General features: G+C 66.5%; 22 protein-coding genes. 13 read left to right on the top strand and 9 right to left on the bottom strand.

Annotated features, from left to right (window positions below):
- Positions 1 to 103 precede the first annotated feature (103 nt).
- The 3 genes from AC1RCS_RS22980 to AC1RCS_RS22970 all read left to right on the top strand — a co-directional run bounded on the left by AC1RCS_RS22980 (position 104) and on the right by AC1RCS_RS22970 (position 1,982).
- Positions 104 to 970, top strand: coding sequence for an MBL fold metallo-hydrolase (locus AC1RCS_RS22980; RefSeq protein ID WP_492246252.1), 867 nt, complete (start codon positions 104 to 106; stop codon positions 968 to 970).
- A gap of 76 nt (positions 971 to 1,046) precedes the next feature.
- A complete protein-coding gene (locus AC1RCS_RS22975) occupies positions 1,047 to 1,322 on the top strand; it encodes a hypothetical protein (protein WP_492246253.1) in 276 nt (91 codons plus the stop codon).
- Between the two features lie 3 nt (positions 1,323 to 1,325).
- Positions 1,326 to 1,982, top strand: a complete 657-nt coding sequence (locus AC1RCS_RS22970) for a DsbA family protein (protein ID WP_492246254.1) — start codon at positions 1,326 to 1,328, stop codon at positions 1,980 to 1,982.
- A gap of 54 nt (positions 1,983 to 2,036) precedes the next feature.
- Here the strand turns inward: AC1RCS_RS22970 and AC1RCS_RS22965 are convergent, their stop codons facing one another.
- Positions 2,037 to 3,185 (bottom strand): zinc-binding dehydrogenase, encoded by a 1,149-nt coding sequence (locus tag AC1RCS_RS22965; RefSeq protein WP_492246255.1) that lies wholly within the window; start codon positions 3,183 to 3,185, stop codon positions 2,037 to 2,039.
- A 178-nt stretch (positions 3,186 to 3,363) separates the two neighbouring features.
- On the bottom strand, positions 3,364 to 4,230 hold the full coding sequence (locus AC1RCS_RS22960; protein WP_492246256.1) for a LysR family transcriptional regulator: 867 nt from the start codon (positions 4,228 to 4,230) through the stop codon (positions 3,364 to 3,366).
- Positions 4,231 to 4,359: 129 nt separating this feature from the next.
- Here AC1RCS_RS22960 and AC1RCS_RS22955 point away from each other — a divergent pair, with 129 nt between their 5' ends.
- Positions 4,360 to 5,319 (top strand): DMT family transporter, encoded by a 960-nt coding sequence (locus AC1RCS_RS22955; protein WP_492246257.1) that lies wholly within the window; start codon positions 4,360 to 4,362, stop codon positions 5,317 to 5,319.
- A 12-nt stretch (positions 5,320 to 5,331) separates the two neighbouring features.
- Here AC1RCS_RS22955 and AC1RCS_RS22950 read toward each other — a convergent pair whose 3' ends face one another.
- From AC1RCS_RS22950 to AC1RCS_RS22930, 5 genes are all read right to left on the bottom strand, one after another.
- Positions 5,332 to 5,898 (bottom strand): P-loop nucleotide/nucleoside kinase family protein, encoded by a 567-nt coding sequence (locus AC1RCS_RS22950; protein WP_492246258.1) that lies wholly within the window; start codon positions 5,896 to 5,898, stop codon positions 5,332 to 5,334.
- 210 nt (positions 5,899 to 6,108) lie between these two features.
- Positions 6,109 to 7,095, bottom strand: coding sequence for an alpha/beta hydrolase family protein (locus AC1RCS_RS22945; RefSeq protein ID WP_492246259.1), 987 nt, complete (start codon positions 7,093 to 7,095; stop codon positions 6,109 to 6,111).
- Positions 7,092 to 7,970, bottom strand: coding sequence for an AraC family transcriptional regulator (locus tag AC1RCS_RS22940; protein WP_492246260.1), 879 nt, complete (start codon positions 7,968 to 7,970; stop codon positions 7,092 to 7,094). Before AC1RCS_RS22940 ends, AC1RCS_RS22945 begins: the two co-directional genes overlap by 4 nt.
- Positions 7,971 to 8,055: 85 nt before the next feature.
- Positions 8,056 to 9,015 (bottom strand): NAD(P)/FAD-dependent oxidoreductase, encoded by a 960-nt coding sequence (locus tag AC1RCS_RS22935; RefSeq protein WP_492246261.1) that lies wholly within the window; start codon positions 9,013 to 9,015, stop codon positions 8,056 to 8,058.
- Positions 8,978 to 9,466 (bottom strand): Rrf2 family transcriptional regulator, encoded by a 489-nt coding sequence (locus tag AC1RCS_RS22930; RefSeq protein ID WP_492246262.1) that lies wholly within the window; start codon positions 9,464 to 9,466, stop codon positions 8,978 to 8,980. The genes AC1RCS_RS22935 and AC1RCS_RS22930 overlap by 38 nt, the downstream gene beginning before the upstream one ends.
- Before the next feature lie 249 nt (positions 9,467 to 9,715).
- Between AC1RCS_RS22930 and AC1RCS_RS22925 the strand changes: the two genes are divergently transcribed.
- Positions 9,716 to 10,468 (top strand): class I SAM-dependent methyltransferase, encoded by a 753-nt coding sequence (locus AC1RCS_RS22925; RefSeq protein ID WP_492246263.1) that lies wholly within the window; start codon positions 9,716 to 9,718, stop codon positions 10,466 to 10,468.
- A 266-nt stretch (positions 10,469 to 10,734) separates the two neighbouring features.
- Here the strand turns inward: AC1RCS_RS22925 and AC1RCS_RS22920 are convergent, their stop codons facing one another.
- Positions 10,735 to 11,673: a LysR family transcriptional regulator gene (locus tag AC1RCS_RS22920; protein ID WP_492246264.1), complete on the bottom strand. Its 939-nt coding sequence runs from the start codon at positions 11,671 to 11,673 to the stop codon at positions 10,735 to 10,737.
- 117 nt (positions 11,674 to 11,790) lie between these two features.
- Between AC1RCS_RS22920 and AC1RCS_RS22915 the strand changes: the two genes are divergently transcribed.
- The 3 genes from AC1RCS_RS22915 (at position 11,791) to AC1RCS_RS22905 (ending at position 13,353) form a co-directional block, all read left to right on the top strand.
- A complete protein-coding gene (locus AC1RCS_RS22915) occupies positions 11,791 to 12,189 on the top strand; it encodes a tautomerase family protein (protein ID WP_218294337.1) in 399 nt (132 codons plus the stop codon).
- Between the two features lie 53 nt (positions 12,190 to 12,242).
- A complete protein-coding gene (locus AC1RCS_RS22910; RefSeq protein ID WP_492246265.1) occupies positions 12,243 to 12,719 on the top strand; it encodes a cupin domain-containing protein in 477 nt (158 codons plus the stop codon).
- Positions 12,720 to 13,197: 478 nt separating this feature from the next.
- Positions 13,198 to 13,353: a hypothetical protein gene (locus AC1RCS_RS22905; RefSeq protein WP_492246266.1), complete on the top strand. Its 156-nt coding sequence runs from the start codon at positions 13,198 to 13,200 to the stop codon at positions 13,351 to 13,353.
- A 51-nt stretch (positions 13,354 to 13,404) separates the two neighbouring features.
- Here AC1RCS_RS22905 and AC1RCS_RS22900 read toward each other — a convergent pair whose 3' ends face one another.
- Complete coding sequence (locus AC1RCS_RS22900; RefSeq protein WP_492246267.1) at positions 13,405 to 14,388, bottom strand: putative phage abortive infection protein; 984 nt, start codon at positions 14,386 to 14,388, stop codon at positions 13,405 to 13,407.
- Positions 14,389 to 14,606: 218 nt separating this feature from the next.
- Here AC1RCS_RS22900 and AC1RCS_RS22895 point away from each other — a divergent pair, with 218 nt between their 5' ends.
- The 5 genes from AC1RCS_RS22895 (at position 14,607) to AC1RCS_RS22875 (ending at position 20,583) form a co-directional block, all read left to right on the top strand.
- Positions 14,607 to 15,854 (top strand): ROK family transcriptional regulator, encoded by a 1,248-nt coding sequence (locus AC1RCS_RS22895; protein ID WP_492246268.1) that lies wholly within the window; start codon positions 14,607 to 14,609, stop codon positions 15,852 to 15,854.
- The gene (locus AC1RCS_RS22890; protein WP_492246269.1) at positions 15,851 to 17,341 is read left to right on the top strand and encodes a sugar ABC transporter ATP-binding protein; all 1,491 of its coding nucleotides are present in this window, start codon (positions 15,851 to 15,853) and stop codon (positions 17,339 to 17,341) included. Before AC1RCS_RS22895 ends, AC1RCS_RS22890 begins: the two co-directional genes overlap by 4 nt.
- Complete coding sequence (locus AC1RCS_RS22885) at positions 17,322 to 18,338, top strand: ABC transporter permease (RefSeq protein WP_199727007.1); 1,017 nt, start codon at positions 17,322 to 17,324, stop codon at positions 18,336 to 18,338. Before AC1RCS_RS22890 ends, AC1RCS_RS22885 begins: the two co-directional genes overlap by 20 nt.
- Before the next feature lie 132 nt (positions 18,339 to 18,470).
- Positions 18,471 to 19,457, top strand: a complete 987-nt coding sequence (locus tag AC1RCS_RS22880) for a substrate-binding domain-containing protein (protein ID WP_492246270.1) — start codon at positions 18,471 to 18,473, stop codon at positions 19,455 to 19,457.
- Positions 19,458 to 19,572: 115 nt separating this feature from the next.
- A complete protein-coding gene (locus AC1RCS_RS22875; RefSeq protein ID WP_218294343.1) occupies positions 19,573 to 20,583 on the top strand; it encodes a sugar phosphate isomerase/epimerase family protein in 1,011 nt (336 codons plus the stop codon).
- The last annotated feature ends 11 nt before the right edge of the window (positions 20,584 to 20,594 follow it).

Genomic DNA, 20,594 nt, shown 5'->3' with positions numbered 1-20,594 from the left:
TGAGCATTTTATGGGGTTTATTGGATCGATTGGCGCAAATAAACTTCGCTTCGACATCAACGCCAACCCCTCACAACCCCTTCAACACACTGGAGAAACCACCATGTTCCGCACCACCCTCATTGCCGCCACCCTCGCCGTCGCCTTCACTGGCGCCCAGGCTGCCCAGCCTCTGCAAGTCAAGGTCTACAACGCCGACGGCAACAGCTTCAACGTCAACTCCACCCTGGTCTATGGCGAGAAGGAAGCCATGGTCATCGACGCCGGCTTCACCCGCGCCGACGCGCTGCGCATTGCCGCCAACGTGCTCGACACCGGCAAGGAGCTGAAAACCATCTACGTGAGCCAGGCCGACCCCGACTACTACTTCGGCGTGGAAACGCTGAAGGAAATCTTCCCCAGGGCCGACGTGGTGACCACGCCCGCCGTGCTGGAGAAGATCAACGCCAAGCTGGCCACCAAGCTCTCGTTCTGGGGCCCCAAGATGGGCGCCAACGCACCGCGCACGCCCGTACTGCCCAAGGCCCTTGCGGGCAACACGCTGAACGTGGACGGCAAGGCGGTCGAGATCCGTGGCACCACGGGCCTGCTGGCGCACCGCCCGTATGCGTGGATCCCGTCCATCAAGGCCGTCGTGGGCAACATCGCGGTGTCGGGCTCCAACACCCATGTGTGGACGGCCGATACGCAAACCGTGGCCGAGCGCAGCGCCTGGGTGGCCCAGCTCGACGAAATGGCCGCACTGCAGCCCACCGTGGTCGTGCCCGGCCACATGCCCGCCGGCGGCACGCTCGATGCTGCCAACATCACCTACACCAAGGGCTACCTGCAGGCCTTCGAGAAGCATGCCGCGGCCACCAAGACCAGCGCCGAACTCATCGACGCGATGAAGAAGGCCTACCCCGCCGCGCCCATGGGCCTGTCGCTGGACATTGGCGCCAAGGTCAACAAGGGCGAGATGAAGTGGTAAGCCACCCCACCGGCTGGCCTGCAACCCTCTGAGGGGGCATGCAGGCAGCCACTGTTTGTTTGAAAGGAACCAGATCGTGACATCACACCCCCTCCAGCCCATCCTGCAGCACCTGCACGCCGGCCGCTGGAACGCGGCGCACGACCTGGTGCAGCACGACGGCTCGATGCTGGCGGCCTGGCTGCACGGCATCCTGCATCTGCAGGAAGGCGACCTGGAAGACGCCGAGAACTGGTACGACCGGGCTGGCCGCCATTTCCGCAGCCGGGGCACGCTGGCTGAAGAGCTGGCGCTTTTCGAGGCCGCGCTCGCCACCTCCGCACATCCCCCCACCCACCCTGAAAGCCTCTGATCCATGTCCGCCATCTCCGTGACCTATCTGTTCGATCCCCTGTGCGGCTGGTGCTACGCCGCCGCTCCCGCGCTGAAACACCTGCAGGGCGTGGACGGCGTCCAGGTCTCGCTCGCGCCCACGGGCCTGTTTGCAGGCGCCGGCGCACGACCCATGGACGCGGAATTTGCCGCCTACGCATGGAGTAACGACCAGCGCATCCAGCAGCTCACAGGGCAGCCTTTCACGCAGGCCTATCGCGACCACATTCTGGGCGCGGCGGATGGCCGCTTCGATTCGGGCCCCGCCACGCTGGCGCTGACCGCCGTGGCCCGGACCGCGCCCGGGCGCGAGCTGGAGGCACTGCACGCGCTGCAGCACGCCCGCTACGTGGACGGCCGCGATACCGCCGAACCCGGGGTGCTGGTCGATGTGCTCACCGCCCTGGGCCTGAGCGACGCCGCCGCGCTCACACGGGGGCCCGATGCGGCGGCACTGCGCAAGCTGCTGGCCGAGCGCGTGGCCCAGGCCCAGTCCATGCTGCGCGCCGTGGGCGCGCGGGGTGTGCCGCAACTGGTGGTCGCGGGGCAGGGCGGTGCGCTGCGCCTGCTCGGTGGCGATGCGCTGCTGGGGCCGCGTGAGCGGCTGGTTGAGCTGGTGCGGGCGGCTGCCGCGGCCTGATGGCCGCCCCCCGCCTGATGCTGGCGGGCAGCCCCGTGCGCACGGCGCCCCGGTTTACTCCATCGACGGATCGATCAGCACCTTGGCGCCCGTGTTGCGCGCGCCGTAGAAGGCGATGGCATCGGCGCTGAGCGCCCCCGCCAGCGACACCGTGCGCGCGTAGTGGCTGGCGAACGTGGTTTTCAGCTCGGCCGCCACGCGCGCGCGCAGCGCCTGGGCCGCCGCGTCACCGATTTTCTGCAGGAAGGGAAACAGCAGCCAGCCGCCCACGCCCCAGGCCATGCCAAAGGTGCGCTGGATCTCGGTGGGGCGCGTGTCCAGTTGGCCGTACAGGTACACCTGCTTGTGCACCGCCGAGCCATAGCGGCTGTACTCCTGCGCCTTGCGGTTGATGGCCGCTTCCATGCACTGCAGGATCTGCCCGGCCAGCGTGCCGCCGCCCGTGGCGTCGAACGCGATGGTGGCGCCCGTGGCCGCGAGAGCGTCGGTCAGGTCGGCCATGAAAGTGGGCGCACTGCTGTCGCACACATATTGCGCGCCCATGCCCTTGAGCATCTCTGCCTGCTCGGGCTTGCGCACGATGTTGACCAACCCGATGCCGTCCTTCTGGCAGATCCTGAGCAGCATCTGGCCCAGGTTGCTGGCCGCGGCGGTGTGCACCAGCGCGGTATGGCCTTCGCGCTTCATGGCCTCGACCATGCTCAGCGCGGTCAGCGGGTTGACGAAGCACGATGCGCCTTCGGCCGCCGTGGTGCCTTCGGGCAGCGGCAGGCACTGCGCCACTGGCATGGCGCGGTACTGCGCGTACATGGCGCCGCCGATCACCGCCACCGTGCGGCCCAGCAGCGCCTGCGCGGCGGGTGACGCGCCGGCGGCCACCACCAGGCCCGCGCCCTCGTTGCCCACCGGCATGCTCTGGCCGATGCGAGCGGCCATGCCGGGCATGGCGCGTTCGGGGATGCGGGCGGTCGCCACCGGCCGGTCAGGGCTGCCGGATACCTGGACGGTAGCCAGGTCGGCGGGACCGAGCAGCAGGCCGATGTCCGACGGGTTGATGGGCGTGGCCTGCACCTGGATCAGCACCTCGTCGGGCCCCGGCGTGGGCACGGGCGTGGGCTCCAGGCTGATCTGCAAGGCGCCGTCGGGCTGGACGAGCGAGCGCAGTTGCAGCGCGGTGGTGGGGATGGTGGCGGTGGTGGTCATGGGTGGCTTTCGGTGGGAAGGAAGGAGGGCGCGCCCTTCGTCCAAAGGCGCGGCCCGGTGCCGAACATTAGAACTGGATTGCGCCGCGGCCACGGTCGCGCAAGTGCCTTGCGGCGGCAGGGTTGCTCTGGGTACCGCCGTGCAGTCCGGCACGCAGGCCGCGTCCCTCCACGCGCCGTCAACCCCCCAGCGTGCGCACCATCTGCTCGTACATCGCATCCACCGCCGGCGAGCGCAGCGACACCTTGCTGCGCAGCACCGCCACGTCCATCGAATCGAGCGGCGGCAGGTCGAACTCCGCCGGCAGGTCCTGCAGTATCTGCAGATGCGCGGGCACGCTGCAGCGCGTGAGCACCGCCACGGCCAGGCCGCTTTCCACGGCGGCCAGCTGCCCCGCCAGGCTGGAGCTGTGGTACACGATGCGGTGCGCCCGCCGCCGCGCGGCCAGGGCCTTCATCGTCGCCATGCGGGCCAGGCTGGCCGATTCATACACCGCAATCGGCAAGGGGTCGCGCCGCCACACTTCCAGCTGCGGCGAGCCCACCCACACCAGCGGCTCGTGGAACAAGAAGCGCCCGCGCTGCGGCTTGTCGCGCGAGACCAGGGCCAGGTCCAGCTCGCCCCGCCCCACGCGCGGGATCAGCGAGGTGGACTGCTCGCACGTCAGCTCGATCTCCACCCCATGGTAGCGGTGCGCAAAGCTGCGCAGCACCGGCGTGAGGTAGGTCGATGCATAGTCGTCCGGCACGCCCAGCCGCACCCGCCCGGCCAGCTGCGGGCCGAACAGCGCCGCATGCGCCTCGGCCTGCAGGTCGAGCACGCGGCGCGCGTACGACAGCAGCTCGGCCCCGGCGGGGGTCACCTCCAGGTGGCGCGGCCCGCGCAGCAGCACCGGGCGGCCCAGCGCGGCCTCCAGCTTCTTGATCTGCATGCTGACCGCCGACTGCGACCGGTGCACCAGCGGCGCCGCGCCCGAGAGCGAGCCTGCATCGACCACCGCCACGAAGGCGCGCAGCCAGTCGATCTGGAAATCCGGGTGGTTCATGGGGCGTGTCCTTGTGGGTGGGGCATGCAGCCAAGCCAGACCATGGCTTTGCGGTGATTCGTTTATCGAATGGTATCTCTTCGAACTATGCGCTTTACACCAAAGCGGCAATCTTCGAGCATCGACCGCATGAACCACAAAGCCAGCATCGCCGCGCCGTCCACTGTTGCCAACGCCCCCACGCCCGGCAACGCGCGCGAGCGGGACGGCCAGTGGCTGCTCATCGCCGGTGGCGTGCTGCTGGGCACCATCGGCGTGTTCGTGGAAGAGGCGGGCCAGCACCCGTTGGTCACCGTGTGGTTTCGCTGCGCGTTCGGCGCGCTGGCGCTGCTGGCCTGGTGCCTGGCCACGGGCCGGGGGCGTGAGCTGCTCTTGAGCGGCCGCGCCCGCTGGGTGGCCTGCGCCACGGGCGTGCTCATGGTGCTGAACTGGGCGCTGTTCTTCGCGGCCATCCCGCGCACCTCCATCGCCGTGGCCACGGTGATCTTTCACATCCAGCCCATCTGGGTCATCGTGTTCGGCGCGCTGTTCCTGCGCGAAGCCGTCTCGCCCATGCAGTGGCTGGCCACCCTGGCCGCGCTGGGGGGCCTGGTGCTGACCACCGGCCTGCTGGACGGCACCACAGCGGCTGCTGCGGCCAGCAGCAGTGGCGGCTACATGGCCGGGGTACTGATGTGCCTGGGCGGCTCGCTGTGCTACGCCGGCGTCACGCTGCTTGCCAACACGCAAAAAACCATCAGCCCCTTTGCCATGGCGCTGTGGCAGTGCCTGGTGGGCGCGGTGGCGCTGGCCTGGGCCCCCTTCGTGCTGGGCTGGCCGCAGCAGGGTGCAGCCTGGGGCTGGCTGCTGGGCCTGGGGGTGCTGCACACCGGCCTGGCCTACGTGGTGCTGTTTGCCGGCATGGCGCGCCTGGTGCTGGGGCGCATCGCGGTGCTGCAGTTCGTGTACCCGCTCACGGCGGTGCTGGTGGACTGGGCGGTGTATGGCCGCACGCTCAGTCCCGTGCAACTGGCGGGCGTGGGGCTGATGGCGGCGGCGCTGTGGACGATTCGGCGGCCGGGCCGGGCTGCTGTTGCCCAATCGGGCTGATGGCCCGAAAGCTCAGCGCAGCCGCTCTGTCATCGGCACAAAAACCACCGACCGCTCGGCGCACTCCGCGTCACTGGGCGGCTGCCACAGGTCGCTGGCCAGCTCAAAGATGTGCGGGGGCACCACCATCGAGAACGTCTCTCCCTGCTCGGCATTGCGCCGCAACACGCGCTCGCGCCGCACCTCGCGCGGTGCGTCCAGCACGTACACCGTCATCGCGTCAGCCCACGGCCCCATGCGCGCATAAAAGGCGTCGCGCTGGTGCTGCTGGATCAGGCCCGCCTCCAGCACCACATCGTTGCCCGCGGCCAGCACGGCTTCTGCGGTTTTCCAGATCTGCTCCAGGCAGCGCAGGGTGCGGGGCACGTACCAGGCCATCACATCGGCGGTATCGGGCCGGTCCGGCGAAAACAGCGTGGCCATCCAGTCGTCCAGGTTCAGCGGCACGGCGCGGTGCTGCTGCACCAATTGGCGGACGAAGGTGGACTTGCCCGCGCCCACCGGCCCAATGACCAGGTGAATGCGGGGGACGGTGCCTGCAACGGCTGCGGGAGCGGCGTGTGTCGAAGCGGTGTGCATGATGAGAAAGGCTCCAGAAATGCAAAAAGCCCTCTCTGCAAGCAGGGAGAGCTTTCCATAGGGCGGACGAAAAAAAGCCCTCGACGGTGGTGGAGGGCTTTGCGGTTCGCTCCGATTCCAAAGATCAGATGCGAGGTTGGCAGTGTAGGTGGCTGGCGCTCGCTGCGTCAACCCACGGGCCGTGTGGGTGCGACGAATTCCAGCCTGCCGTCAGGGCGTTTTGGCTGCCGCGATGTGCCGCCGAAAGAACGCCAGCACCTGCGCATTGAAAACCTGGTGAAAGGCCACGCGGTCAAACCCCGCGCCATCGCGGCAGATGCCCGGCACTGCCTCGGCCAGCGCTGGCGAGCAGGGCGCCAGAAAGGCGAAGTGCCCCGCGTTGGCGGCCAGATGCCACTCGGGCGCGCTGGGCAGGCCCTGGCGCACGGTCTCCACGCTTTGCAGCGTGACGCCATCGCCGCCCAGTGCCGAGGCCCACAGCTGGACGGGGGTTTTGACTTGCCCCAGGCCTTTGGCATCGAACACGCTCAAGGGGTCGACGATGACTGCCGCCCGAATGCGCGGGTCCGGCGCGGGCGTGGTGGGGATTTCTTTGCGCCGGATCTCGCCGCACAAGGGGCGGGTGGATAGCGGCGAGCACAGGTCCTGCCGTGACGTCCAGTCCGGCACGGCGCCGATGGCCACCAGGCCCGTGTAGCCGCCGCGTGAAAAGCCGAAGAAACCGACCTTGCCCGCGTCCAGCTGCGCGCGCTGGGGCCACGCGCCCAGCATGTAGTCCGTCAGCCGCTTCATGTCCACGGGCCGCGTGGCAAAGGCCGACAGGTGACCCTGGCGGCTCAGGTCCTGAAAGTTGTCGCCCGGGTGATTGATAGCGGCCACCACATAGCCCGCCTCGGCCAGCGTGGCCGCCGTGTCGTGGTGCCCCAGGGCCGAACCGCCCGCGCCGTGCGACATGACGATCAACGGCAGGCCTTGGCCGGTGAGTGGGCAGTCCCGCGTGCCTTGCAGCACCAGCGGCGACAGGTCGATGCGGCCCGGCGGCGCGCTGCAGGGCGACCACACGGCGCCGCGCAGCGCGGGACCGTCCTTGTCTGCAGGCACCTCAATGAAGGCAAAGCCCGCAGCGTGGGCCAGGGTGGCGGCGCTGCACAGCGCTGCGGGCAAAAGGGAACGAAAGAGCCAGCGAAAACGGGTCATACGGATGTGGTGGGGCGGATGGGAATCAGCAGGTCGGTGCGCAGGTCCGCCTGCGCGGCGTTGCGGGGGGAGTTGAGGTAGTGCTCCAGCGTGGGGCGGTCGTCCGGCTCATAGCCGCTGGCGGGGAGCCAGCGTGTGTGGATGGCCGCCAGTGCCGCATTGATGCGCGTGTAGGGGCCGGTGAGCGTGTGGCGTGCATACAGGCCTGCCGGGATGTCCAGCAGTTCCAGCCCGCCATCTGCCACCGAGGTCTGCTCTGGCAGCACCACCGCCGCATAGTAGCGAAACCCGCCGCCCTCCACGTCCTGCGGGTCACCGCAAGATGCGCCCAGCCGGTGGGTCGCGCGCTGGCCGCACTGCAGGTACAGCCGCCGCTGCGTGTGGGGGATGGTGGATGGCGGCCCCTGGTGGCGCAATGCATGCAGGCGCTGCGCCGGGCGCTCAACGATCTGCACGGCCAGCGTTTGCTCGGCCTTTGCATGCGCGTTTGCATGCGCGTCTGCGGCGCCTGGATCAAGGATGAGGCGGTGCATATCCCGCTGGAATGCCCGTGGCGATTGCCCGGTGAACTGGCTGAACGCACGGGTGAAGGCCTGCGGGCTGTCGTAGCCCACCTCCATCGCCACCTGGGTGATGCTCTGCCCGCCTTGCTCCAGCAGCCGCGTGGCCAACGCCAGGCGCACGCGGCGCACCGTGGTGGCCACGGTTTCGCCCGCAATGCTGCTGTAGACGCGGTGGAAGTGGAAAGGGGAAAAGTGGGCAATGGCGGCCAGGTCCTCCAGCCGATGCGCTGCCAGCGGGTGCGCCACGATGTGGGCGATCACGCGGGCCACGCGGTTGCGGTAGTGCTGATCGGCGCTCTGGTCCAGGCTCATGGCCGCAGAGTGTGCCGCAGCTTGCGCGCCGTACTTAGCCGATCTTGCTACTTTGTGGCCTGGTGCCGCAGCAAGGCTGAGCTACTCACTGCCCGAACACCATCGCCTGGTGCGCCCCCACACCCGCCAGCACGCCTTCGGCCGACGCCAGCGTGGCGTTGTGCCGCATCAGCGTGGCGTCGCCCGCGGCGTACACGCCGGGCACCGTGGTCATCTTGTTGGCATCGGTGCGGATGCACGGGCCCATGGGGCCGTCGTCCATTGCGCAGCCCAGTTGCTCGGCCAGCGGGCTGGCGGGGCGGGTGGTAGCCGCTACATACAGGGCGTCCAGCGGCACCAGGCGCGCGTCGCTGCCGCCATGGGCCTGCAGGCGCACGCCGTGCAGCGCCTGCCCCGGCCCCTCCAACGCGGCAATGCGCGCAGGCTCCACCGCAATGCCCAGCGCCAACAGCCGCGTGTGTTCGCTGTCCTCCAGCGTGGTGTCGCCGTTCAGGAAGAGGGTGGTCGGGCCCCAGTCGGCGATCAGCTGCGCGTGCATCCCCGACTGCGGCGAGTGGTACAGCACGCCCAGCCGCTGGCCCGCAAACTCGTAGCCGTGGCAATAGGGGCAGTGCAGCACGCTGGTGCCCCAGCGCTCGCGCAGGCCAGCGATGTCGGGCAGGCCGTCCTGCACGCCAAAGGCCAGTACCAGCTTGTGAGCCTCCAGGTGCGTGCCATCGTCCAGCAACACGGCAAAGCCGCTCTCCGGCGACCCCGCGCTTTGCTGCGCCGTGGCGGACACGGCCGTGCCCTGGCGCAGCGCCACCGTGGGGTAGGCCAGCAGCTTGCGGCGCGCCTGCTCGATCATCGCCAGCGGCGGCTCGCCGTCCTGCCCGAAGAAGCCGTGCGACGCGGCGGCAAACCGGTTGCGCGGCTGGCCCGCATCCACCACGCACACGCGCCGCCGGGCCCGCGCCAGCTGCATCGCGGCCGACAGGCCGGCAAAGCTGCCGCCTATCACGATCACCTCATACGCCTGGGTGGTGGTCATTGCTGCTGCCGCCATGAGAAATCTCCTTGTGACCGTGGCACCCTGCCACCATGCGTTGATGAAACTCGGCCGACAACTGCGCCAGCGTCACCTCGCCCAGGCGGGCCAGCAGCACCTCTTCGGCGGCCTGGTAGGCGTCCGTCAGCGCGCGGTTGACGGCCTGCTCGACGATGCAGCCCGGGCTCTCCACCCTGTTGCCCACCGCCAGCAGCGTGGGCGCGCCCAGCGCTTCGTGGATGTCGCGCAGGGTCACTTCGGACAGCGGGCACGACAGCACCCACCCTCCGCCATGCCCCTTGGCCGACGAGACAAAACCCGCATACCGCAGCCCCGCCATCAGGCGGCGGACCACCACAGGGTGGGTCTGCATGGCCTGCGCCAGCGACTCGGACGTGGCGGGGCCATCCATCTCTGCCATGTGCAGCAGCGCGTGGAGGACGTTGGAAAGGCGGCTATCTCGTTTCATGCAACATTCAAAGTTGCGTGATGTTAGCATGGGCTCAGAAGGAGCGCTGGAGGGCTCACGGTTCACTACTGAATTGATAGCTGCTAGCGCTTGCTAGAAAAGCGGTAAGGGCCAATTCGTCTTGTATTTTTTGCCCCCTGTCGCATACCCCTACCCGTTCGGGTTGAGCCTGTCGAAACCCTGCGCCAACCCGGCCAACCCTCGGCTCAACCTCTACCGCAAAACGCCGTACCCCCCGCACACCACACCATGCCCCATCCCACCACCACGTCCCCCTTCACCGACCCCGCCGCCGTCGCCCGCTACGCCGAAGGCCCCCGCCGCAACGTGCCCGGCTACGACAGCCTGCTGCCCATGGTGCGCATCCTGCTGGCCGAGCGCGTGCCCGCCGACGGCCGGGTGCTGGTGGTGGGTGCGGGCGGCGGGCTGGAGCTGGAGGACATGGCGCGCGCGCACCCCGGCTGGCGCTTCGACGGCGTGGACCCGAGCCAGCCCATGCTGGACCTGGCCGCGCAGCGGCTGCAAAGCGCGGGCGTGTCGGGCGACCGCGTGGCGCTGCACCACGGCTATGTGCAGAGCGCACCGGCCGGGCCGTTCGATGGCGCGACGTGTCTGCTGACTTTTCACTTTGTGCCGCGTGAGGAGCGCGTGGCCATGGCTACAGAAATCCGGCGGCGGTTGAAGCCCGGGGCGCCGTTCGTCGCGATGCACCTGAGCGTGGAAGACGGAGATGCTGGCGCTGGCTCTGGCGGCGAAGACGGGGCAGGGGAGCGCGACCTGTGGCTGTCGCGCTATGCAGCGTTTCAGATGGCGTCCGGCGTGGCGCCGGAGCATGCGGCCAGGGCGCGTGACAAGGTGGCTGCGGAGCTGGCTGTGCTGACGCCGCAGGAAGACGAGGCGATCCTGCACGAGGCCGGGTTCGGCGACGTGCGGATGTTTTACATGGGCTTTGCGTTCCGGGGTTGGGTGGCAACGGCCGCTCGTCAAGGCGGCGCCCAATGACCCGGACACCGTTCACGCTGAGCCCTTCGACAGGCTCAGGACAGGCTTGTCGAAGCGCTGCGCAAGGCTTCGACAGGCTCAGCCCGAACGGTGGGTTGAGGTTTGGGCCTGCCTGTGTAGTGCTCAGCCCGCACGGCACGGGCGGTTCAAAATCAGCACCGCCAAAATCCGTTCACGCTGAGCCCTTCGACAGGCTCAGGACAGGCTTGTCGAAGCGCCGCGCGAGGCTTCGACAGGCTCAGCCCGAACGGTTGTCCCAAAAAACCTCAACGCACAGGCGCCAGCGCCCATCGGTCCTTGGCCGCCTTCGCCAGAAAATCAATCACCGCCTTCACCCTGGCCGCATTGCGCCGGCCCGGTGACGACACCGCGTACAGCGTGTGCACCGTGCGGGACGCAAAAGGCGCCAACACCTCCACCAACCGGCCTTGCGCCACGTCGGCCGCCGCGAGTGGGCTGGACAGCATGCCGATGCCCGCGCCGCTCACCAGTGCGTGGTGCACCAGGGCCGAACTGCTGGCCGCCAGGCGCGAGCGCACGGTCACCTCCAGCGGCTTGCCTTGTGCATTGCGAAAAGCCCAGGTCACGGCAGGCCCCTGTGCGGTGTGCGTGACGGTGTGGTGCTGCGGCAGCTCGCTGGGGTCGGCGGGCGTGCCGTGCTGTTCCAAGTACGCAGGGGCCGCGTACAGGCGCCGCTCGAACCGGCCGAGCGCGCGCGCCACCACCAGGTCGCTGTGGCCCACGGTGGTGCGCAGCGCCACGTCGATGCCCTCCGTCACCAGGTCGGCCACGCGGTCATCGGCCAGCAGCTCCACCCGCAGCGCGGGGTAGCGCGCCTGCAGGTCCGCCAGGTGGGGCAACACCAGCGCCTCGCAAATCTCCTGGCTGGAGGCCAGGCGCAAGGTGCCCGCCACGCGGCTGCGCTGGTCCGACAGCGATGCCCCGATGTCCTCCAACTGCGCCAGCAAGGCACGCGCTTCCTGCGCCAGCTCCGCGCCCTCGGGCGTGGCCGACAGGCCGTGCGTGGACCGGCGCAGCAAGCGCACGCCGTAGCCGGCCTCCAGCCGGTCCACGCCGCGCGCGACCACCGACACCGCCACATCCATCTCGCGCGCCGCCGCAGAAAACGAGCGCAGGTCGAGCGACCGCACCAGCCACCGCAGGTCGGCCGGATCGGGGAGGAAGGAGCGGGGTTCTTGTTTCATCGTGCGCGCCTTTGCGTGCGGAGCAAAAGCCATTATCGCCACGGGCGGTTTCCGTGGCGGGGCGCAATTTCTACAGTGAAGGCTCGTTCAACCCAATGCTTTCAACAGGAGCCCTCCATGCCCATCCTCAACGTCAAAGTGTCTGCCCAACGCACGCCCGAACTGTCTGCCCGCATTGCAGAAACCCTGCTGGACCTGACCACCCGCGTGCTCGGCAAACGGCGCGACCTCACCGCCGTGGTCATCACCTTTGTGGACCCGGCCGACTGGTACGTCGCCGGCCGTTCGCTGGTCGACCTCAAGCAATCGAGCTTCTACTTCGACGTCAAGGTGGTGGACGAGACCAACACCAAGGCCGAGAAGGCGCGCTACATCGCCGAGGCGTTCGCAGCCTTTGAAGGCCTGCTGGGCGCGCTGCACCCCGAGAGCTACGTCTACGTGCAGGACGTGCGCGCCGCCGCGTACGGCTTTGGCGGCCGCACGCAGGAATACCGCCACCAGCACCCAGAGCAATAAGCAATCAAGCCATCAAGCAAACCATCAACCAATAGCTACCCAGGAGCACCGACATGACGATGACGACGACAACGAACAACCACCTCGCCGACGTGATCGTGGCCCAGACGCTGGAGCGCGCGGGCCTGGCGGACTGGATTCCTGAAGGCGAAGGCAAGTGGTCCCTGCCCATTCAGTTTTTGCCCGACGATGCTGGTTGGGTGGAGCTGATGCGCCTGTCCCCCGGCACGCGCCTGGGCCTGCACCGCCACACGGGCGAAGTGCACGCCCTGACGCTGGCGGGCGAGCGCCGCTTGAACGATGGCCGCGTGGTGCGGCCGGGCGACTACATCCACGAACCCGCTGGGAATGTGGATTGGTGGGAGGCGACGGGCACCGAGGAGCTGCTGGTGCATGTGGTGGTCAAGGGCTGCGTGGAGTACCTGGGGCCACACCACACGGTGCTGCAGCGGATTACCACGGCGGATCGGCGGGTGGACTATCGCCGGTGGTGCGAAACGGTGGGCCTGACGCCGCGAGATTTGCGCTGAGGGTGTGCTTCACGCATCGCGATCGCGTGTGCGCTGCGGACCGGGGCGGGCTGCAACAGAAATCTGAATGAAAACAGACTCCAGCGCTCTCTGGTAAAGCGCTAAAAGCTATTAAAAATGGAGCAAACTTTCCTACCGACCGACGGGTGGTGGCGGTGGGCTGGAGCTGGAAGACATGGCCCGCACGCACTCCGGCTGGCGGTTCGACGGTGTGGACCCGAGCCAGAGCCCATGCTGGACCTGGCCGCGCAGCGGCTGCAGAGCGCTGGCATGTCAGACCGCGTGGCGCTGCATCACGGCACCATGCAGAGCGCACCGGCCGGGCCGTTTCATGGCGCAACTTTCACTTTGTGCCGCGTGAGGAGCGCGTGCCCATGGCGGCAGGATCCGGCGGCGGTTAAAGCACGGAGCGCCGTTCGTCGCGGTGCATCTGGGCGTGGCCGATGGTGGTGTGGCGGTGCGGGCTGGGCACGGGACCGTGACCTTTGGCATGGCGCCGGAGTTGGCGGACAGGGGGCGGGCCAAGGTTGCCGCCGAACAGGCAGTGCTGACTCAGAAGGAGGAGGCGATTCTTGAGGAGGTCGGGTTCAGCGATGTGCGGCTGTTTTATATGGGGTTTGCGGGGGTAAGGTGATCGCCCAAGCAACCAAGTGTCGGACTGGATATGGAATGCACTCAGTCCGTTTTAAGCATCTGCAAATAAACCAAGATTAAGTTTGGCTTTGGATGAGTCGAAGGCGCTCTCCGAGTACGGCCACGGTGCATCTCCGTCGCGCGTTCGCGGCCGCTTTTCTGCAGGACAACGAGTGAGCTCCTGCGTTGCGAATCTTATTAGCTCATCCGAAGTGACGAGATTGTCAAATAAGGCATATTTATTGGCGTATACGGCGAGTTTCTCGCCCTCTCTAATTAATCCGTTGTAGTAGAGAAAAACAAGTTCTGGCCAAGAGATTTGTGATCGCACTAGTGTGCAGTAATGCCATTTCTCCGAAATCGACATGGCACTATTATCGATCCACCGAATTAGGCGATATAGTGTGCGGAAAGGGGCGTCAAGATCGGTTTTGTGGTCTATATAGAGGCTTGTGTAAATTAAAGTGATGCGAAACTGGATGTTGGCGAGCTCATCGCTAACTTCGCTCTTGGGGTTTATGAGCATATACAGTTGATTTGCTTGGAAATCGTCTGCGGGGGGCTGGTAGGAATTTTGGTTTGCAAATCGGATAGATTTGGACGGGGAAAGAGATTGTTCGTAGAGATGCAAGAGGACTTTTCGACCCCTGTATTTCCCTGCCTCAATTTCGCGAATCTGGGAGTGGTAATTTTCGAGCCAGGCGAATAGTGATTGCTCTAAGCTCATACGCGCTGCAGCTTCGTTTGCAGCTTTCATTTCGTTAAGTGAGGCTTTTAGTTCTCGGCGTTGAATGTTTATAGAGAAAATGACTAAAATCACAGTTGCAAGGCCAACAGCTGGATTCACGAGTCCTCCAATATAATCGCCGAATGCTCCCCAGTCTGCTGGATCTTTAGAAATTTGGTGACCGTGAAACCACATTAAATAAACAATCGCAACTCCAAGCGCGAAGAATATTGCTGCTCCACCCACTTTTACTAATTTATCGGCAAATTCTCCGTCTGAATAAGGCGTCTGTACCGGTTGCTCACTCATCTTGTTTGTCCTCACAAAACACCTAGCATAGCCACTTGCCTGCTTCCGATGTCGCTATGTAGTGGCGGCAGGTTGGGCGGCAAACTCTGCTGTTTATATGCAGATTGACCAAAAATTGGTCAAAGTTCAGTCTTGCCAGGCCAAAGTAGACCGCATAGCATCCCTGTCAAGCATCCACCCCCATGAGGTGCTGCACAAAACATGACAGGAGACAAACCTTGCCATCCACCCGCTGGAGTCACTGCGGCACTGAAGACCTGAGCGTTCTGCAGACCATCTTCTGGTCCGCCGGCGCGTCGCGCAATGCGCTGGCGCAGCGCCTGGCTTATTCCAAGAGCAAGGCCAACGCCATGGTGGCGGCGCTGCTGGACGAAGGCTTGCTCGACGAGGTGGGCCTGCAGGAATCTTCTGGCGGCCGGCGTGCCGAAACCCTCCGTTTAAGCGAAACCCTGGGCGTGGTGATTGGCGCCGACCTGGGCGCGACCAGCATGCAGATTGCGGTGATGCGCCCCGACATGACGGTGCTGGCGCGGCACCGCGAGCCCATCGATGTGCGCCAGGGGCCGGGCGTGATCCTGGCGCGGGTGCGGGGGCTGATGCGCGAGTTGCTGGCGCGCTGCGGCATGCAGGCTTCGCAGGTCATCGCTATCGGCATGGGCGTGCCGGGGCCGGTGGATTTTGAAAGCGGCCAACTCGTCAACCCGCCGCTGATGCCCGACTGGGACGGCTTTTCCATCCGCGACTACCTGCGCGAGGCATTTGCCGCGCCGGTGTTTGTCGACAACGACGTGAACCTGATGGCGCTGGGCGAGCTGTGGCGGCTGCAGCGCAATCTGCCCAACTTCCTCGTGATCAAGGTCGGCACGGGCATTGGATGCGGCATCGTCTGCCACGGGCAGGTGTACCGGGGCGCCAATGGGTCGGCCGGTGACGTGGGCCACATCTGCGTGGACCAGGGCGGACCGCGCTGCCACTGCGGCAACCAGGGTTGTGTGGAGGCGATGGCGGCAGCGCCCGCCATGGCGCGCATGGCGATGGAGGCCGTGGAGCGCGGCGAGAGCGCGATGCTGGCCGAGCGCCTGCAAGCCACCGGCACGCTGACCACCGAAGACGTGGCCCAGGCCAGCCGGGCGGGCGATGTGGCGGCCAACGCGATCATTCAGCGCGCGGGCAGCCTGGTGGGGCAGATGCTGGCGTCCATCGTGAATTTCTTCAACCCGTCGCACGTGTTCATTGCCGGGCGGGTGACGGACATGGGGCCGCTGTTCCTCGCGTCGGTGCGGCAGAGCGTGTACCACCGGTCGCTGGCGCTGTCCACGCGGCACCTCGAGATTCAGTACGCGCCGCTGGCCGACGATGCGGGCGTGGTTGGCGCGGGCGTGCTGGCCATGCAGCAGAGCCTGGCGCTGTCGCCGCGTTCGTCTTCTTCGGCGACTAAGGCCAATGCCGTGGGGGCCACACGATGAGCGTTGCTGTCGAGTTTCGCAATGTGACCAAGGAGTTCGGCCCGGTGCGCGTGCTGCACGGCGTGGGCTTTGCGCTGCAGCCGGGCCGGGTGTATGGCCTGCTGGGCGAGAACGGCGCGGGCAAGTCCACGCTGATGAAGATTCTGGCGGGGTACGAGAGCCCCACCACCGGCGAGGTGGTGGTGGACGGCGCGGTGCGCGCCCCCGGCGGTGGATCGCGTGCGGCCGAGGCGCAGGGCATTGTGCTGATCCACCAGGAGTTCAACCTGGCGGACGACCTGACGATTGCGCAGAACATCTTTCTGGGGCACGAAATCAAGCGCGGCCCCTTCCTGGATGACAAGGCGATGCGCGAGAAGACGCGCGCTGCCTTGGCACAGGTAGGTTTGCCGCTAGACCCGGACACGCGGGTCAAGAAGCTCATCGTGGCCGAAAAGCAGCTGGTGGAGATTGCCCGCGCGCTGGCCCGCAATGCGCGCCTGCTCATCATGGACGAGCCCACCGCCACGCTGACCCCGGGCGAGACGGAGCGCCTGTTCGCGCTGATGGCCGGGCTGAAGGCCGCGGGCGTGACCATCATCTACATATCGCACAAACTCGACGAAGTGGAGCGCACCACCGACGAGGTGGTGGTGATGCGCGACGGCCTGCTGGTAGCGCGCGAGCCCACGGCCAGTGTGACGCGGCGGCAGATGGCCAACCTGATGGTGGGCCGCGAGCTGGCGGATTTGTTCCCGCCCAAGCTGCCCGCGCCTGCGGGTGGAGACCCGGCCATGAAGGTGCGCGGCCTCACGGTGCCGGGCTGGGCCGAGAGCGTGGACTTTGACGTGCGGCGCGGCGAGATTCTGGGCTTTGCCGGGCTGGTGGGCGCTGGCCGCACGGAGCTGTTCGAGGGCCTGCTGGGCCTGCGCCCGCGCTCGGCGGGCACGGTGGAGCTGGCGGGCAAGCCGGTGAATTTGAAAAGCCCGCGCGATGCGGCGCGCCATGGCCTGACGTACCTGAGCGAAGACCGCAAAGGCAAGGGCCTGCACGTGCACTTCAGCCTGCGGCCCAACCTGACGCTGATGGCGCTGGAGCGCTATGCCAAGCCCTGGCTCGACCCGGCGGCCGAGCAGGCTGCGCTGCGCGATGCGGTGCAGGAGTTCGGCATCCGCACCGGCTCGCTGGAGGTGCGCGCATCGTCGCTGTCAGGCGGCAACCAGCAAAAGCTGGCGCTGGCCAAGGTGCTGCACCCCGGCCCCAGCGTGGTGGTGCTGGACGAGCCCACGCGCGGCGTGGACGTGGGCGCCAAGCGCGAGATCTACCACCTGGTGCAGCGCCTGGCAGAGCAGGGGCTGGCGGTGGTGGTGATTTCGTCCGAACTGATGGAGCTGATCGGCCTGTGCCACCGCGTGGCGGTGATGCGCGCCGGGCGGCTGCAGACCACGCTGCAAGAACCACATTTGACCGAAGAGGAGTTGATCGCACATGCCACAGGTACCCGCTGAAAACGCCACCACCGCCGCGGGCCGCCACGGCGGCGCCACGGCCTGGTGGGGCAAGCTGCACGGGCTGGGCCCGGTCATCGGGCTGGTGCTGCTGTGCATTGCCGGCACGCTGCTCAACAGCAACTTTGCCACTTACGACAACGTGATGAACGTGCTCACGCGCACGGCCTTCATCGGCATCATCGCGGTGGGCATGTGCTTTGTGATCATCTCGGGCGGCATCGACCTGTCGGTGGGGTCGATGGCGGCGCTGATCGCGGGCTCGGTGATTTTGTTCATGAACGCGATGGCGCCCGTGCTGGGCTCGCCCATGGCGGCCGTGGTGGTGGGCATGCTGCTGGCGGTGGTGCTGGGCGCGGTGTTCGGGCTGGTGCACGGCCTCTTGATCACCAAGGGCCGCATCGAGCCTTTCATCGTCACGCTGGGCACGCTGGGCATCTTCCGCGCGTACCTCACGTATTTTTCGAACGGCGGGGCCATCACGCTCGAGAACGACCTGTCGGACATCTACAGCCCGGTGTATTACGCCAACCTGCTGGGTGTGCCCATCCCTGTGTGGATCTTCCTGCTGGTTGCGGTGGTGGGCGGCGTCATCCTGAACCGCACGGCCTATGGCCGCTATGTGCAGGCCATCGGCTCCAACGAGCAGGTGGCGCAGTACGCGGCGGTGGACGTGCACAAGATCAAGATCCTCACATACATGCTGCTCGGGGTGTGCGTGGGCATCGCCACGCTGCTGTATGTGCCGCGCCTGGGGTCCGCATCGCCCACCACGGGGTTGCTGTGGGAGCTGGAGGCGATCGCCGCGGTGATCGTGGGCGGCACGGTATTGAAGGGCGGGGCGGGCAGCATCACCGGCACGGTGGTGGGGGCGATCCTGCTGTCGGTGATCAGCAATATCTTGAACCTGACCAGCATCATCAGCGTGTACCTGAATGCGGCGGTGCAGGGCTTCGTGATCATTGCCGTGGCCTTTATGCAGCGCGGCAAGAGGTGACGCAGGGGTCGGAACAACTTCGAGTTTTCCACCCACTCTTTGCGCGTATTTATTTTTCCAAGGTGTTCCCCAGTCGGCCAGGCTTTCATGGCCATTTTTCAGCAAAGCAATAGCAACAGGAGACAACGCATCATGAACAGCAAGACAACTTCTTCCTTCACCCGCCGCCTGGCCCTCTCGGCCGTGGCTGCCGCAGCCGCCTTGACGCTGGCAGGCCCGGCGATGGCGCAGGCCAACAAGACGGTGGTGGGCGTGGCCATTCCGTCGGCCACGCACGGCTTCACCGGTGGCATCGTGTACTGGGCCAACCAGGCCAAGAAGGACCTGGAGAAGGCCCACCCCGGCCTGCAGGTCATCGTCAAGACCGCAGGCGGCGCGCCCGAGCAGGCCAACCAGCTGCAGGACCTGGTCACGGTCAACAAGATCAACGCCCTGGTCATCTTCCCGTTCGAATCGGCAGCGCTGACCAAGCCCGTGGCCCAGGTCAAGGCCAAGGGCGTCTACGTGACGGTGGTGGACCGCGGCCTGACCGACACCAGCGCGCAGGACGCTTATGTGGCCGGTGACAACACCGCGTTTGGCAAGATCCCCGCCGAGTACATCGCCAAGGCGCTGAACGGCAAGGGCAACGTGGTGGCCATGCGCGGCATTGCGACCACGCTGGACAACGAGCGCATGGACGCGTTCAACGCGGTGCTCAAGAACCACCCCGACATCAAGCTGCTGGACGCCAAGTACGCCAACTGGAATCGTGACGATGCCTTCAAGGTGATGCAGGACTACCTGACGCGCTTTCCGCAGATCGACGCGGTGTGGGCGGCCGACGACGACATGGCTGTGGGCGTGCTCAAGGCCATCGAGCAGGCCAAGCGCAAGGACATCAAGCTGGTGTTCGGCGGCGCGGGTGCCAAGGGCATGATCAAGACGCTGGCCGATGGCAGCAACCCGCTGATCCAGGCCAACGTGTCGTACAGCCCCAAGTTCATTTACGACTCGATCAAGCTCACGGCCGAGGCGCGCATCAAGGGCGAGAAGCTGCCTGCGACGACGATCATTCCGTCGGTGCTGATCACCAAGGAAAACGCCAAGAGCTTCTACTTCCCGGACTCGCCATTCTGATGGTGTTCTTGAGTCAAATAGGCCTCTAGCGCTTATCCATCAAGCGCAAGCAGCTATCGAAAATATAGCTGCTTGCCGCTTCGCACCTGCAACCCCACGCCCCTTGGGAGCCGCCATGCCAAGACCCGTCACCCTTTTCACCGGCCAATGGGCCGACTTGCCGCTGGCAGAACTCGCGCCGCTGGCACGCAGCATGGGCTATGACGGCCTGGAGCTGGCCTGCTGGGGCGACCATTTCAACGTGCAGGAGGCGCTGTCGACGCCCCAGTACGTCAAGGACAAACACGCACTGCTGGCCCAGCACGGCCTGCAGTGTTTTGCCATCGGCAACCACCTGGTGGGCCAGGCCGTGTGCGACCTGATCGACGAGCGCCACCAGTCCATCCTGCCGCCCTATGTGTGGGGCGACGGCGATCCCGAGGGCGTGCGCCAGCGCGCCGCCGCCGAGCTGGCCGACACGGCGCGCGCTGCCGCCAGGTTTGGCGTGAAGACGGTCACGGGCTTCACGGGCTCGTCAGTGTGGCATTCGATCTATGCCTTTCCGCCCACCACGCAGGCGTATTGGGAAAAGGGCTTTGCCGACTTCGCCAAGCGCTTCGGCCCCATCCTCGATGTGTTCGAAGCGCACGACATCAACTTTGCGCTGGAGGTGCACCCCACCGAAATCGCCTTCGACATCGCCTCGGCCGAGCGGGCGATTGCTGCGGTGGGCGGCAACAAGCGCTTCGGCTTCAACTACGACCCCAGCCACCTGGCCTACCAGGGCGTGGACTACATCAAGTTCATCCGCCAGTTCGCCGACCGCATCTACAACGCCCACATGAAGGACGTGTGGTGGGGCAAGGGCGACGGCACGGTGGGCACCTTCGGCGGGCACACCAGCTTTGGCGATGCCCGGCGCCACTGGGACTTTCGCAGCGTGGGGCGCGGGATGATCGACTTCGAATCCATCATCGTCGCGCTCAACGACATCGGCTACCAGGGCCCGCTCTCGGTGGAGTGGGAAGACAGCCGCATGGACCGCGTCCATGGCGCCACGGAGAGCGCGGCGTTCTGCAAGCGGCTCGACTTCAAGCCCGCGGCGGGCGCATTCGATGCCGTCTTTGCACGGGACAAGCAGGCCTAGCCGCGCTCCTC

Source organism: Acidovorax sp. GW823-FHT01C06, assembly GCF_058798375.1.
The sequence above is the reverse complement of the archived record's forward strand: the minus strand, read 5'-3'. Positions and strand labels throughout refer to the sequence as shown.